This window comes from Taibaiella lutea (genome assembly GCF_008629695.1).
Taxonomy (GTDB): domain Bacteria; phylum Bacteroidota; class Bacteroidia; order Chitinophagales; family Chitinophagaceae; genus Taibaiella; species Taibaiella lutea.
Genome location: NZ_VWSH01000001.1, coordinates 1,393,763 through 1,407,631, shown reverse-complemented (window position 1 = coordinate 1,407,631; position 13,869 = coordinate 1,393,763). Strand labels below are relative to the sequence as shown.

Sequence of the window (13,869 nt, the reverse complement as noted above, 5' to 3'; positions counted from 1 at the left end):
CCCTGTTCTAAAAAAGGAACATGATTAATTAGAGAAGTATGGAAACTTTCCAAAGTATTGGATTGAAAGAAGAGCTTGTGCAGGCAGTGCAGGCTTTAGGGTTTGTAACGCCGAGCCCCATTCAGCAACAAGCGATACCATTGCTGGTATCTGAGACTACAGACATTATTGCATTAGCGCAAACCGGAACCGGTAAGACTGCTGCATTCGGTTTGCCATTGTTGCACAAAATAGATCCAAAAGCAGAAGGCGTTCAGGCATTGGTATTAAGTCCCACGCGTGAATTGTGTATGCAAATTCAGGAAGAATTTGTGAAATACACTAAATTTTCAAGAGGAATTAACACATTGGCTGTTTATGGTGGTACACCAATCGGAACACAAATTCGTGAACTGAAGCGTAGTGTACAGGTAGTGGTTGCCACTCCGGGTCGTTTAATCGATTTGTTGGAGCGCGGCGCTATCAGTTTAGATAACGTCAAAATCCTTGTATTGGACGAGGCTGATGAAATGCTGAACATGGGTTTCAGGGATGATATTGATTTTATCCTGAAAAATAGTCCGGTACGCGAAAGCACCTGGTTGTTTTCTGCAACCATGAACAATGATGTCCGCCGGATTTCTAAACGTTACATGAAAGACCCGAAAGAGGTTTCTGTAGCGCGTGAAAATTCAGGTAGCGAAAATATTGACCACCAATATTTCGTAACCAATGCACACCAACGTTTTGATGCATTACGCCGTTTGCTGGATTTTGCACCGGATATTTATGGTATCATTTTTACCCGTACCAAGCAGGATGCTCAGGACATTTCAGAAAAACTGATGCGCGAAGGATATCATGTAAGCCCTTTGCATGGCGATATGGACCAGAAACAGCGTACCAAAGTAATGGACCGTTTCAAACGCAAAATGTTGCAGGCCATTGTAGCTACTGATGTTGCCGCACGCGGTATTGACGTAAACGATATTACGCACGTTATCAACTACGAATTGCCTGAAGATGCGGAAGTTTATACGCACCGTAGTGGTCGTACAGGCCGCGCCGGTAAATCGGGCATTTGTATGTCATTGGTTACTTCGCGTGAAATCGGCAGAATACGTCAGGTTGAAAGACTGGCTAAAACCCGTTTTCATAAGAGCGATATTCCTGATGGAGCAGAAGTGGTTCGTAAACGTTTGTTCCATTTCCTTGATAAGATTGAACAGGCTGAACCTGAAAATGGTTTTGGTGAAATTTATCAAAAAAGCATTCATGAGAAATTTGATAACCTCAGCAAAGATGAATTAATCAATCGTTTGCTTTGGTTGCAATTGAAAGATACTATTGTTGATTATGAGAATGCTCCTGACCTGAATGCAGGTTTCAATGACAGAAGTCGTGATCGTGGCGAGAGAGGCGAACGAAGTGAAAGAGGTGAGCGCGCAAGTGGTCCACGTAATGGTTCTACCCGTTTATTTATCAATATCGGAACAAAAGATGGCGCCGATGATGATTCTTTAGTTCAATTTATTACTGAGAACACAGATATCGAGCCTAATATGGTAAGCCGTATTACGGTTAGGGAACTCAGCAGTTTCTTCAACGTTCCCGGTGATGCAGTTGAATTCATTATGGATAATCTGGCTTCCCGCAAATTTAACAACAGAAAAGTGCGCGTGGAAGAAGCCGACAGAAAGCCAATGGGTGGCGGAAGCGGCGGTGGCGGCAATTATGGGAAACCACGTGACAGCTACAGAAAAGGTGGATATGAGCGAAAAGAATTTGGTAGCGAAACACAGAAATCGACCCGTGCCAGAAAACCGAATACAAGATATTAATGTAAATTGTTGATAGTATAAATATTTGAAATGGGTGATGCTTAGCATCACCCATTTTTGTTGAATGGATTGATTTATAGGAAGTTATTCAATGATTGTGGATATTTTCAGCTGCTTTTGTGAGTAACTTCAGTTATGATATTATTAATTTTAACATTTTGATGGGTGCAATATTAGGGAAAAGCACTACTTTTGCATCCGTACCAAATAGTTAATGTGTAATGGGATTTGATTTTGTACTTTGGTCTTGGCTTACATTTGCTTTGCCAATTCAACAACAGAACTTGCCTTTGCAGGCACCGATGGTAGTGAAGAAAGAAGTAAAGACTGAAACAGCACAACCACAAAAAACAGGTGTAGCAAGTTTCTATCACGATAAATTCGAAGGTAGAAAAACAGCAACAGGAGAAGTATTTGACAACGATAAGTTTACTGCAGCAAGCAATCATTTTAAATTAGGAACCTATGTTAAGGTAACTAACCAGTCAAACGGAAAAGTGGTTTATGTGAAAGTCAACGACCGTATGGGAAATCAGAACAGAATGATTGACCTTGCAGAAGTGGCCGCAGGTAAGCTTAAATTCAGAGGAAGCGGTTTAGCTAAAGTGAAAATAGAAGCTGTGCCAACCGAAGAAGGGAAACGTCAGGTATTAGCTCAGAAAACAGCAAGCGGCGGTTCAACTACAAATCAATTGTAAGATTTTAATAAAAAAAGATTCAGGTTTGAAAAAACCTGAATCTTTTTTTATCCGATATCCTCCTTTAATCTTTCCATTTCAATCCTTCCATCCTTCATAAATAAAGTCCTGTCGGCCATTGCCGCCAGTTTTTCATTGTGCGTTACAATGACGAATGTATGATTATATAAAGCCCTTAATTCCAGAAAAAGTTCATGAACAGCTTGCGCATTTGCAGTATCCAGATTACCTGTAGGCTCATCCGCAAAAATTACGGACGGTTTGTGAACAATAGCTCTGGCAATGGCCACGCGCTGCTGCTCCCCTCCTGAAAGTTCTGTCGGCTTATGATTCATCCGATGTAAGAGCCCAACCGTCTTCAATACCGCTGTTGCCGCTTCCGTTACTTCCTTTTTATTTTTATCTGCAATCCATAATGGCATACAAACATTTTCCAATGCAGTAAATTCAGGCAATAAATGATGGAATTGGAAAACAAAACCCATATGTTCGTTTCTGAACGCAGATTGTTTTTTAGCGCTGAGTTTGAAAATATCTTTATCCATCAGTTTTACATGACCTCTATCCGGAAAATCCAAAGAACCCAATAAGTGCAGCAATGTACTTTTACCTGCGCCTGAAGGCCCTGCAATAGCAACGAATTCGCCTTTCTTAATTTCAAGGGAGACATCATTCAATACCTGAAGCTGACCATATTTTTTTGAAAGATTTTGTGCTGAAAGCATGTGTTGTATTTTTGGGAGGAAACGTGTTTCTATTTCAATATCGAAATTAGTCTTGAACGCAATTCTTGTAAGTTCGGAATCTTATAAGGGATTAACTGCGTTTATTTGAAACCGAATTTTCCTGCGATTTTATAATTTTTGAATCCGGCAATCAACCTGCCGCCCAATATTTTATTTTCGATAAAAGTAAGTATTCTGTATTTGAGGCGGAATTGCTTTTTTAAGACTTCCGGATTTGTGCCTGTATATCGCAGATATTGCAGCCAATCCGTCTGTTCAATTCTGTTACGCATTACATCAGGATGTTTTCCTTTAAAAACGGGCAGTCTGGACAAATTGCCGTAATCAAAATAAGCCTCTTGTTTCACGCTGGCTACTCCGTCATGCATTATTTGCTGCTCCTCCACTTTTTTTACCATTTTTCGCGGGTCGCGGCACCAGCCATAATGATAGACATAGGCATTCAACTCAACGCAGTTTAATTTTCTGGTTCCTTCTTTCTGTGCATAGTTTTCATGATTGAAACCCGGTATCATCCTGAATGACTGTGCATCGCTCCAGGAATGAATATCAGGGTGGTTTCTGACAATTCTTATCTCCAGCGGATAGGCAAAATGAAGAGCATCAACATACCGGTCATAAGCGCCAAAGAAATGAATGTATTTCAATAAAAAGCCTTCCACCTCTTTCTTTTCAAGATAATGATTACAGGCAGCAATAATTACTTTCCCTGCATCCTGTTGCAACACTTCATCTGCCTGAAGATAAAGACACCAATCGCCCGCACAATGATGTAAAGCTATATCTGTTTGGTGTGCGTAAATATTGCCATGTTGATGATACTTCTTCGTATCCCAATCCGACTTGATTATTTTTATTTTTGAAGAAGGAATATTGCGGATTAGTGCTTCTGTCTCATCCGAATTATCACCCATTACAACAATAAATTCATCTACAAAATCCAACGCGGAACTTATGCTTTCTACTATAGGAAAATCAAACTTAATGGCATTCCTTATAATAGTAAATCCGCTTATTTTCATTCGTGAAATATTGATTTTATTGACCTGGTTTCAAAAGTAGGAAATAAATTAAACTATTGGCTTTCTGAATAGTCATAGCCTTTCGTTATGAGTAATCGATTCAGAAAGAATAATCTTTTTCAGGAGATAAGATTTGCTGATAATGATACGTTAGATGTTGAATTGACATTAAAATTTGTTAACTCGGGAATGTTTTTCCGACCGGTAAATATAAATTAAGATTAATCAAAAATTAAGGAACCGATTAGCTGCAAATGTTCGTATTTAAAATGAATATCTTACATTTGCACAAATCCAAATTAAAATAAAATTTATTGTAATATGTTTTGGACACTTGAATTGGCCTCCCATTTAGAAGATGCACCATGGCCTGCGACAAAAGACGAATTGATTGATTATGCCATCCGTTCGGGCGCTCCGCTTGAGGTGGTAGAGAATCTTCAGGAACTGGAAGACGAGGGAGAAATGTATGAAGGCGTTGAAGACATATGGCCTGATTATCCAACTCAGGAAGACTTCTTTTTCAACGAAGACGAATATTAATTTCTGTATAAAAAAACAGACGAAGGATGAATTCCTTCGTCTGTTTTTTTATTGCCTGTATGGCTTGTGTTATTTGTCGTAGTAAATCGTATTTATTGAAGAGGAAAAAAGCAAAGAATACAAAGCAACAAAAATCAAGCTTGTTATCAGGGAAATAAGCACCTTGATAAACATGTATCCAATGCTTTGAAAGCCCCATATTTCCAGGACAAAGAAGTAGATATGGTGGACTGTTAATAAGATGGCTGCATAAGTCATAAATGGCGTCCATCCCATCGATTTAACATTAGGCGACATAGTCTTGAATTCATCCAGCCTTTTAGGTAATAAACTTTCCAGTACAATAGTCCTTGCAAAAGCCATTAACACACATGCGGCGGCATGCATACCACCCGTATTCATAAATGTATCTACAGTTACTCCCATCATGAAACCCGCTACCAGCAGGAACCATACAGGCGTTGCAAAAGGCAATAGTAAAATAAATAAAGGATAAATATAAGGCACGTACGGAGGAATACCACCCGGAGAAGTCCACCAGAACAGGGATATCTTATTCAGCAATAAGACCTGAATAAGTACCAACAAAATAAATCTAAATGCATTACGCAGATATACGCTCATATCCTTTGTTTATAAATAACCTACTTTGTTTTTTCCGTTGACTTTGCCTCTAACTTATTTCTTTCTTCACTAAGTTTATTCTTTACCACATACACATACTGAAGCTTCCTGAAGTTGGTGGAAAGACGAACTTTTAAAGTTTTTGTACCGCTTGCTTTAATCGTATCTATTTTTGCAATAGTTCCTATCAATATATTTTCAGGATAAAAAGAAGAACCAATGGTATAAATACTATCTCCTCTTTTTATTTTCACATAAGAAGGAACCTTTTCAGTTATAAGGTAATCAGGTGAATTACCGTCCCAGATAGGAAAATAAGGGCCGGTGCCATCACTTAATTTAGCCGCCGTTTTACGGTCGCTCAAAACGGAAACGATAGTCGCGTAATGTTCAGATACATTTTCCACACGCCCTACAATTCCATTACCGGTAACAACAGCCATTTCTTTTCCTACGCCATCAGCAGAACCACGATTAATAGTAATCGAATTCTGTTTATCGTTTGCAATGGAGTTATTAATAACACGTGCCGGTATGTAATAATAGCTGGCATATCTTACTACTTTTGTTACACCCGTTGACGTGATTTTAATAGCACCCGTAGAATCTTTTGTAGTCGTTATAACAGTATCTTTTGCCGTAACAGGGATAGTAGCGATAGCATCCCTGAAAGTATCGATATTGCTGTTGCCTGCAATCAGGTTACGCAACCTTGCATTTTCGTTAAGCAAACTGTCGTTAAGCCTTTTCAACTGAAAATAATAAACTACATCATTTTGTTTTTTATAAACATAGCCAGAAATAGAATTGGAAGAATTGACAATGTCATTTCCCTGCATCGTATGACTCTTGGATATCATGGAAAAGCAAATCCCCTGCAAAAGAAGAAAGAGAATGATATTCCAGTAACGGCGGATGAGTAGTATAAACTGGCGCATATTTTGTCAAAAAAGAAAATGCAAATTAGTAAATGGCAATGTTATAAACAGCTCATTCACTGATTTGCATGCTCTCGTTATTACAACTATTTCATTAAGAAAGTAAAACGGTTAATATTCTTCAAAGACATACCGGTTCCGCGAACTACGGCGCGAAGCGGATCTTCAGCTACATGAACCGGCAATTTTATTTTTTGAGAAATACGTTTATCCAATCCACGCAACAATGCGCCACCACCTGTAAGGTACAAGCCACGACGATAAATATCGGAAGCCAACTCCGGTGGCGTACTTTCCAATGCTTTCAAAATCGCTTCTTCAATTTTGAAGATAGATTTATCCAAAGCTTCGGCAACTTCCTGATAGGAAACCTGTATCTGTTTAGGGATACCTGTTACAAGGTCACGGCCATTAACAGCAATATCATCCGGTGGATTATCCAGTTCTTTTAATGCAGAACCGACATGTATTTTAATTTGCTCGGCAGTACGTTCACCGATATTCAGACTATGGTAACGGCGCATGGCTTCCATGATGTCCGTAGTGAATTCATCGCCCGCAATACGGATACTTTGATCGCACACTATACCGGCCAATGATATAACGGAGATACCTGTTGTACCACCACCGATATCAATGATCATGTTTCCGGTAGGCTCCTCCACATCAATACCGATACCCAAAGCCGCAGCCATTGGTTCGTGTATCATGTAAACCTCCTTTGCGCCGGCTTGTTCAGCACTATCACGCACAGCGCGTTTTTCAACTTCAGTAATGCTTGAAGGAATACAGATAACCATTCTCCAGCTCGGTGGAAATAATGGCTTCTTCGGATAAACCATTTTAATCATCTCGCGCAACATGCCTTCTGCTGCATCGAAATCTGCTATCACGCCATCTTTCAGCGGACGAATGGTTTTTAAATTATCATGCGTCTTTTCGTGCATCATCATGGCTTTTTTACCAACAGCCACAATTTTATTGGTGGTTCTGTCTTTTGCCACAATAGAAGGCTCATCAACTACAACCTGGTCATTATGAATAATTAAGGTATTTGCTGTACCAAGGTCAATCGCAATTTCTTGCGTTAAAAAATTAAACAATCCCATTTTATTATCGGATCTGGAATATTATGAAAGAGGTGAAATAATTATTGCAATCAGGAATAATTATGCAAAAGTCCGAAAAATAAACGGCTTTTTGAATGCCTTTTCCTAAAAAAAGCATAATAAAATCAAATTTTTGTCAAATTTAGGAACATGGCCTGAACATATCATTAAAAACCTCGTTACGAATGAATTCCGGTTCATTTTACTTATAGTTTTTGTTTGTCATAGGTTTGTAATTATTCTTCAAAATGAATCCATTCACCAAATCCATTACTGCTATATGATAAGTATATCAAAACGATTGCTTAATTTTGCAGCCAAATTTTGAAAATGATACAGACAGATATAGCTATTATCGGCGCCGGTCCTGTGGGAATGTTTGCAGTGTTTGAAGCCGGATTGTTGAAAATGCGTTGCCATCTGATAGACTACCTGCCTCAAGCCGGCGGACAGCTTTCAGAAATATATCCTAAAAAACCAATTTATGATATTCCGGGTTATCCTTCCGTTCTTGCACAGGAATTGATTGATAACCTGCAAAAGCAAATTGCCCCTTTCCATCCGACTTATACATTAGGCGAGAGAGTGGAAGGTCTTGAAAAACGTGGGGAAGCTGATTTTGTACTGACTACCAATCTGGGTACTCGGATAGAAGCAAAAGCTGTAGTTATTGCAGGCGGTTTAGGTTGTTTTGAACCACGTAAACCGGTTGTTGCAAACTTAGAAGAGTTTGAAAATGGTAAAGGCGTTAATTACATGATCCTTGAGCCTGAATTCTATCGCGAAAAGAACATGATTCTTGCCGGTGGCGGCGACAGTGCTTTAGACTGGACCATTCACCTGGCGAATATTGCCAGAAAAGTAACATTGGTTCACCGTAGTGAAAGTTTCCGCGGCGCTCCTGATTCTGTAAATAAAGTAATGAAGCTTGCGGAAGAAGGAAAGATTGAATTAATCCTGAACACCAACCTTACACACGTTCACGGAAATGGTTCTTTGCATAGTGTTTCAATGGAGGACAGCAAGACAAAAGAAGCAAGAACAATTGAAGCTGATTATCTGATTCCGTTATTTGGCCTGAGCCCGAAATTAGGGCCTATTGAAGGCTGGAATCTGAATATTGATAAGAATGCTATTGAAGTAAATACAGAAGATTATTCCACCAATATTCCGGGTATCTGGGCCATTGGTGATATCAATACCTACAAGAATAAACTGAAGCTGATTCTATGTGGCTTCCATGAAGCGGCATTAATGAGTCACAGCGCTTATAAATACATTAATCCGGGCGTGAAATACACGATGAAATATACAACGGTTAATGGTATTTCGGAATTCTAATTGGTTTATTGCATTTCATTTTAAATAGTAGAGACGTTGCATCGCAACGTCTCTACTATTTAATGCTTAACCTTTCTCCGAAGAATAAATTTATTTAATTTGCAGCCTGAAACAGATTTTCAATCTGAAAACAATAAAATGTAAATCAAATGGACGAAAATATAATTACCGTATTCGTGGAAGACAGAGCAGGTACCGTAAATCCTGTAGAAGCCCCAACAGATATGAGTTTGAGTTTAATGGAAATCCTGGTTGCCAATGAATATGATATTCTGGCAACCTGTGGAGGCATGGCGCTTTGTGCAACCTGCTGTGTAGATGTTATGGAAGGCGAAGAAATGCTTGAACCAATGAGCGATGACGAGTATGCTATGTTAGATACATTGCCTGATTTATTGCCAAATTCAAGGTTGGCTTGCCAGCTTAAACTGAACAATAAAATGCACAACATGAAAGTGCGTTTGCATGCTGAAACTTAAATCATTTTTATTGATTCAAACAAATAGCCGCAACTGACTGTTGTGGCTATTTTATTTTCATATCCGCATGTGACTGCTCAGTCTTATCATTTTCATTGGCAAAGCATAATATAAATATTGGGAGAAAAAATAAATTGTAGTTTGGTGCCCGATAAAAATAACAGGAACTGAAATAAATTAATTGAAGAAAAATTTTTGAATTAAGGAATAAAATTATATTTTAACTTCCGGTTGTTTAATTATGTAAACCTAAAATAAAGTAAGCGAATGGAAATACTTGATATAAAAGTGATGAAAGGGCCAAATTACTGGTCTGCAAGAAGGCATAATCTGATTGTAATGCTACTGGATTTACAAGAGCTGGAAGAAAGGCCCACCAATACTATTGATGGTTTTTTAGAAAGATTGGAGGTATTATTGCCAACACTGTACACGCATCGTTGCAGTGAAGGCGTAGAAGGTGGTTTCTTCTCCCGAGTTAAAGAAGGAACGTGGATGGGACATGTAATTGAACACATTGCATTAGAGATTCAGACATTGGCAGGAATGGAAGTTGGTTTTGGGCGTACGCGCAGCAGTGATAAACATGGTGTGTACCACGTAGTATTTTCTTATTACGAAGCCAAAGCCGGTACGTATGCTGCAAGAGCTTCCGTAGCCATTGCTCAGGCTTTGATTGACAATAAGGAATATGATTTGGATGCAGATATTCAAAAGCTCCGGGAGCTCAGGGAAGAAGAGCGCTTAGGTCCAAGTACAGGTTCCATTGTAGAAGAAGCGATGAGGAGAAAAATCCCTTGGATTCGGTTAAACAGACATTCACTGGTTCAATTGGGTTATGGCAAAAACCAGCAACGGATTCAGGCCACAGTTGCAAGCACTACAAGCAGTATTGCCGTTGAATTGGCTTGCGATAAGGAAGATACCAAGAATTTACTGGAGGCCGCACAAGTTCCCGTTCCCAAGGGAATAATAGTATATAACGAAGAAGATTTGGAACTCGCGGTAAAACGCATCGGCTATCCATTGGTGACAAAGCCTTTAAATGGAAATCATGGCCGTGGTGCAACTACCAATCTTAAAACATGGGAAGAATTAAAAGAGGGTCTGGAAATAGCACAGAAGCATTCACGGGCTGTCATTTGTGAGAAATTTATAACCGGGTTTGATCATAGGGCACTGGTTGTTAATTACAAATTCGTTGCAGCTGCATTGCGTACGCCTGCGGCTGTAAAGGGTGATGGAAAGCATACAATTCAGGAATTAATTGATATTGTAAACAGCGATCCGCGCAGGGGTTTTGGCCACGAAAAAGTATTGACGAATATTACCGTTGATAAACAAACCGAAAACATTCTGGCCGAAAAAAATCTTACACTTGAAACAGTGTTACCGGCAGGTGAAAGCATCTGGTTAAAGCCTACAGCAAATCTTAGCACAGGTGGCACAAGCACTGATTTGACAGATCAGGTACATCCGAGCAATATTGTTTTATTTGAAAGAATTGCACGTATCATTGGCCTCGATATCTGCGGTGTAGATGTAATGGCCCCTGATTTGACAAGGCCATTGACTGAGAACGGCGGCGCAGTTATAGAAGTCAATGCAGGCCCGGGCTTCAGGATGCATCTGGCGCCGTCGGAAGGATTGGCAAGAAATGTGGCTGAGCCCGTAATAGATATGTTATTCCCTCCGGGTAAATCTGCACGCATTCCGATTATTGCAGTTTCCGGTACTAATGGTAAAACAACCACAACCCGGCTAATTGCTCATATTATGAAGCAAACCGGTGCCCATGTTGGCTTTACAACCACTGATGGTATTTATATCCAGAACCAGATGATGCAGATGGGCGATTGTACCGGCCCTGTTTCAGCTGAATTTATTTTGAAAGATCCGACTGTGGAAGTGGCTGTTTTGGAATGTGCAAGAGGCGGTATTTTAAGAGCCGGTTTGGGCTTTCATAATTGCAATGTAGCTGTTGTGACCAATGTAGCCGGCGACCATCTTGGCTTGCAAGGTATTGATACCATTGAAAAACTGGCAAAAGTAAAAGCTGTTGCGGTTAAGACTGTATTCAAAGACGGCTATGCAATCCTGAATGCAGATGATGACCTGGTCTATGATATGCGTAAAGAGTTGGAATGTAATATTGCATTGTTCTCTCTTGTGGAAAATAACAGAAGAGTGATTGAACATTGTAAAAAAGGCGGACTGGCTGCAGTTTATGAAAATGGATTTTTAACCATTATTAAGGGTGGTTGGAAAATCAGGGTTGAGAAAGTGAGCAATGTTCCCATAACATTTGGTGGAAGTGCAGAGTTCAATGTAGCCAATGCTTTGGGTGCTGTTCTGGCAACTTATGTTTCTGATGTTTCCATTGAGAATATAAGAATCGCGTTGCAGACATTTATACCATCGGCAGCATTAACGCCGGGTCGTATGAACATCTTTAAGTTTAATGACTTTACTGTCATGCTGGACTATGCCCATAATACACACGGCATGCAGGCAATTGGTAAATTTGTTTCTCAGATAACGGCCTCGCATAAGGTAGGTATTGTAGCCGGTGTAGGCGACAGGCGTGATGAAGATACGATTGAACTGGGTGAAGAAGCCGCTAAGATGTTTGACGAAATCATTATCCGGCAGGATAAAAACCTGAGAGGCAAACAGGATTCGGAAATCATAGCCCTTATTGAAAAGGGAATACGTAATATCAATAAAGATTTGCCTATCCATGTAATTCCAAAAGAAAGTGAAGCCATTGACTACGCGTTGACAAATGCGAAGAAAGATTCCTTCATTACTATTATAAGCGATGTAGTACCTGATGCATTGGAGCAAGTAAAAAGCATGAAAGAAAAAGAAGGATCTATTTTTTAAAAAAACAGATCCTTCTTTCCGGGAAATTCTAAAAAGACAAAAGGCTTTCATAAGAAAGCCTTTTGTCTTTTCCCTTAATTAAAATTAGTTACAATATTCTTCGTAAGCTTGTTTCAAATTAGCTGAAATCATAGCAGCAGAGCGACCTTCAATCATATGACGCTCAATCATATGAACCAATTTTCCATCTTTGAACAATGCAATAGCAGGGGAGGATGGAGGGTAAGGCAACAAATAAGTACGAGCTTGTTTTACAGCATCTAAATCAAAACCGGCAAATGTTGTAACAGCTTGTGACGGTTTTTTACCTTCGCCTTGTAACGATTCCAAAACGCCCGGACGAGCCGTTCCCGCGCTGCAACCGCAAACCGAATTTATAACTAATAAAGTAGTACCTTCTTTCGGAATGATATTGTCTACTTCTTGTGGTGTCAATAATTCCTTAAAGCCATTCTGAGTTAACTGGGCTTTCATCGGATTCACTAATTCTGCAGGATACATAATATTAAAGTTCTGTTTTTTGAATAATTGCTCCGCAAAATTAAGTCATTTCTTTTGCTTTCCTTTCTTTGCCGATTCATCATTTTCTATACTGTAATCAATTTTTTGTTGCCGCTTGTGTAAGTTTGCATAGAATTCTTTTACTTATGCCTTATTTACAATCGTTTGAAGCTCAGGATTTGCAGTCTTTAATTTCCAGAAGAACGGGTGAAATCAAACTGGGAGAATGCTGTCTTTTTTTTCAGGGAGATGATATGAAAAATGCTCTTGCTGCATTTCAGGGCAAATTTGTAGTTATCGGGTTGCCCGAAGATATCGGTGTACGGGCAAACGGTGGTATCGGTGGCACTCAGACTGCATGGCTTCCTTTCCTTAAAAGCTTTGTAAATATCCAGGAAACAAAACAATTGAGCGGTAAAGACTTTTTCATTTTGGGTTCAATAAATTTTGAGCCATTAATGAAAGATTCTAAAGACGCAACAATAGAAAAATTAAGAGAGAGTACTGCCCGGATTGATGATATTGTTACACCTGTTATTCAGGAAATTATCAGTCATAATAAAATTCCGATTGTAATCGGTGGCGGGCATAATAATGCATATCCTTTACTCAAAGCGCTTTCGTCAGCAAAAGGTAAAACAATAAATGTGGTGAATCTTGATGCACATTCCGATTTCAGGCAGTCAGAAGGAAGGCATAGCGGTAATGGGTTCAGGTATGCTTATCAGGAAGGTTATTTGAAGAAATACGCCATGCTTGGTTTACACGAAGCTTACAATGGTCAGCATATAGTTGATGAACTTCAGGTCAATAATGATCTGCAGCCTTTGTTTTTTGAAGATGTTTTTTTGCGGAATAAAATGACATGGAGTGATGCCATCTCAACATCATTGAGCTTTGTGAAGCAAGATTCATTCGGTGTAGAATTGGATGTAGATTGTATTGAAAATGTGTTAAGCAGTGCTGCAACGCCTGTTGGTATTAGCACACAACAGGCGTTGCAGTATTTATATCAATGTGGCCTGAATCCTGATGCTTCCTATTTACATCTGCCTGAAGGCATCAGCCAACGGACAGATGGATGGCAAAACATCTTTACAGGCAAATTATTGAACTATCTGGTACAGGCTTTTTGCAAAGGTGTAACAGAACGTAAATAATT

General features: G+C 39.4%; 13 protein-coding genes. 7 read left to right on the top strand and 6 right to left on the bottom strand.

Going from position 1 to position 13,869, the window contains the following annotated elements; translation table 11 throughout:
- Positions 1–38 precede the first annotated feature (38 nt).
- Positions 39–1,820, top strand: coding sequence for a DEAD/DEAH box helicase (locus F0919_RS06015; RefSeq protein WP_150031801.1), 1,782 nt, complete (start codon positions 39–41; stop codon positions 1,818–1,820).
- A gap of 221 nt (positions 1,821–2,041) precedes the next feature.
- A complete protein-coding gene (locus F0919_RS06010; protein ID WP_150031800.1) occupies positions 2,042–2,518 on the top strand; it encodes a septal ring lytic transglycosylase RlpA family protein in 477 nt (158 codons plus the stop codon).
- A gap of 47 nt (positions 2,519–2,565) precedes the next feature.
- On the opposite strand, the gene F0919_RS06005 is transcribed toward F0919_RS06010, so the two are convergent.
- Together F0919_RS06005 and F0919_RS06000 are read right to left on the bottom strand one after the other, a co-directional pair.
- Entirely contained in the window at positions 2,566–3,243 is a 678-nt protein-coding gene (locus tag F0919_RS06005; protein WP_150031799.1) for an ABC transporter ATP-binding protein, read from the bottom strand.
- A 101-nt stretch (positions 3,244–3,344) separates the two neighbouring features.
- A complete protein-coding gene (locus tag F0919_RS06000; RefSeq protein ID WP_150031798.1) occupies positions 3,345–4,286 on the bottom strand; it encodes a glycosyltransferase family 2 protein in 942 nt (313 codons plus the stop codon).
- Positions 4,287–4,607: 321 nt separating this feature from the next.
- Here F0919_RS06000 and F0919_RS05995 point away from each other — a divergent pair, with 321 nt between their 5' ends.
- Positions 4,608–4,829, top strand: a complete 222-nt coding sequence (locus tag F0919_RS05995) for a DUF2795 domain-containing protein (protein ID WP_106521565.1) — start codon at positions 4,608–4,610, stop codon at positions 4,827–4,829.
- A 69-nt stretch (positions 4,830–4,898) separates the two neighbouring features.
- Here F0919_RS05995 and F0919_RS05990 read toward each other — a convergent pair whose 3' ends face one another.
- From F0919_RS05990 to F0919_RS05980, 3 genes are all read right to left on the bottom strand, one after another.
- Positions 4,899–5,453 carry a rod shape-determining protein MreD gene (locus F0919_RS05990; protein WP_150031797.1) on the bottom strand — a complete coding sequence of 185 codons (555 nt, stop codon included), beginning with the start codon at positions 5,451–5,453 and terminating at the stop codon, positions 4,899–4,901.
- A 20-nt stretch (positions 5,454–5,473) separates the two neighbouring features.
- On the bottom strand, positions 5,474–6,391 hold the full coding sequence (gene mreC, locus F0919_RS05985) for a rod shape-determining protein MreC (RefSeq protein ID WP_150031796.1): 918 nt from the start codon (positions 6,389–6,391) through the stop codon (positions 5,474–5,476).
- An 86-nt stretch (positions 6,392–6,477) separates the two neighbouring features.
- Positions 6,478–7,500, bottom strand: a complete 1,023-nt coding sequence (locus tag F0919_RS05980) for a rod shape-determining protein (protein ID WP_150031795.1) — start codon at positions 7,498–7,500, stop codon at positions 6,478–6,480.
- A 330-nt stretch (positions 7,501–7,830) separates the two neighbouring features.
- Here F0919_RS05980 and F0919_RS05975 point away from each other — a divergent pair, with 330 nt between their 5' ends.
- The 3 genes from F0919_RS05975 to cphA all read left to right on the top strand — a co-directional run bounded on the left by F0919_RS05975 (position 7,831) and on the right by cphA (position 12,206).
- Positions 7,831–8,841: an NAD(P)/FAD-dependent oxidoreductase gene (locus F0919_RS05975; RefSeq protein WP_150031794.1), complete on the top strand. Its 1,011-nt coding sequence runs from the start codon at positions 7,831–7,833 to the stop codon at positions 8,839–8,841.
- A 149-nt stretch (positions 8,842–8,990) separates the two neighbouring features.
- Positions 8,991–9,320, top strand: coding sequence for a 2Fe-2S iron-sulfur cluster-binding protein (locus F0919_RS05970; RefSeq protein ID WP_150031793.1), 330 nt, complete (start codon positions 8,991–8,993; stop codon positions 9,318–9,320).
- A 267-nt stretch (positions 9,321–9,587) separates the two neighbouring features.
- Positions 9,588–12,206 (top strand): cyanophycin synthetase, encoded by a 2,619-nt coding sequence (cphA, locus tag F0919_RS05965; protein WP_150031792.1) that lies wholly within the window; start codon positions 9,588–9,590, stop codon positions 12,204–12,206.
- Between the two features lie 84 nt (positions 12,207–12,290).
- Here cphA and F0919_RS05960 read toward each other — a convergent pair whose 3' ends face one another.
- On the bottom strand, positions 12,291–12,707 hold the full coding sequence (locus tag F0919_RS05960; RefSeq protein WP_150031791.1) for a BrxA/BrxB family bacilliredoxin: 417 nt from the start codon (positions 12,705–12,707) through the stop codon (positions 12,291–12,293).
- 146 nt (positions 12,708–12,853) lie between these two features.
- Here F0919_RS05960 and F0919_RS05955 point away from each other — a divergent pair, with 146 nt between their 5' ends.
- Complete coding sequence (locus F0919_RS05955) at positions 12,854–13,867, top strand: formimidoylglutamase (RefSeq protein ID WP_150031790.1); 1,014 nt, start codon at positions 12,854–12,856, stop codon at positions 13,865–13,867.
- Positions 13,868–13,869 lie beyond the last annotated feature (2 nt).

Coding starts and splice junctions, on each gene's coding strand:
- F0919_RS06015 (WP_150031801.1), top strand. CDS start 39: ATGGAAACTTTCCAAAGTATTGGATTGAAAGAAGAGCTTGTGCAGGCA.
- F0919_RS06010 (WP_150031800.1), top strand. CDS start 2,042: ATGGGATTTGATTTTGTACTTTGGTCTTGGCTTACATTTGCTTTGCCA.
- F0919_RS06005 (WP_150031799.1), bottom strand. CDS start 3,243: ATGCTTTCAGCACAAAATCTTTCAAAAAAATATGGTCAGCTTCAGGTA.
- F0919_RS06000 (WP_150031798.1), bottom strand. CDS start 4,286: ATGAAAATAAGCGGATTTACTATTATAAGGAATGCCATTAAGTTTGAT.
- F0919_RS05995 (WP_106521565.1), top strand. CDS start 4,608: ATGTTTTGGACACTTGAATTGGCCTCCCATTTAGAAGATGCACCATGG.
- F0919_RS05990 (WP_150031797.1), bottom strand. CDS start 5,453: ATGAGCGTATATCTGCGTAATGCATTTAGATTTATTTTGTTGGTACTT.
- mreC (WP_150031796.1), bottom strand. CDS start 6,391: ATGCGCCAGTTTATACTACTCATCCGCCGTTACTGGAATATCATTCTC.
- F0919_RS05980 (WP_150031795.1), bottom strand. CDS start 7,500: ATGGGATTGTTTAATTTTTTAACGCAAGAAATTGCGATTGACCTTGGT.
- F0919_RS05975 (WP_150031794.1), top strand. CDS start 7,831: ATGATACAGACAGATATAGCTATTATCGGCGCCGGTCCTGTGGGAATG.
- F0919_RS05970 (WP_150031793.1), top strand. CDS start 8,991: ATGGACGAAAATATAATTACCGTATTCGTGGAAGACAGAGCAGGTACC.
- cphA (WP_150031792.1), top strand. CDS start 9,588: ATGGAAATACTTGATATAAAAGTGATGAAAGGGCCAAATTACTGGTCT.
- F0919_RS05960 (WP_150031791.1), bottom strand. CDS start 12,707: ATGTATCCTGCAGAATTAGTGAATCCGATGAAAGCCCAGTTAACTCAG.
- F0919_RS05955 (WP_150031790.1), top strand. CDS start 12,854: ATGCCTTATTTACAATCGTTTGAAGCTCAGGATTTGCAGTCTTTAATT.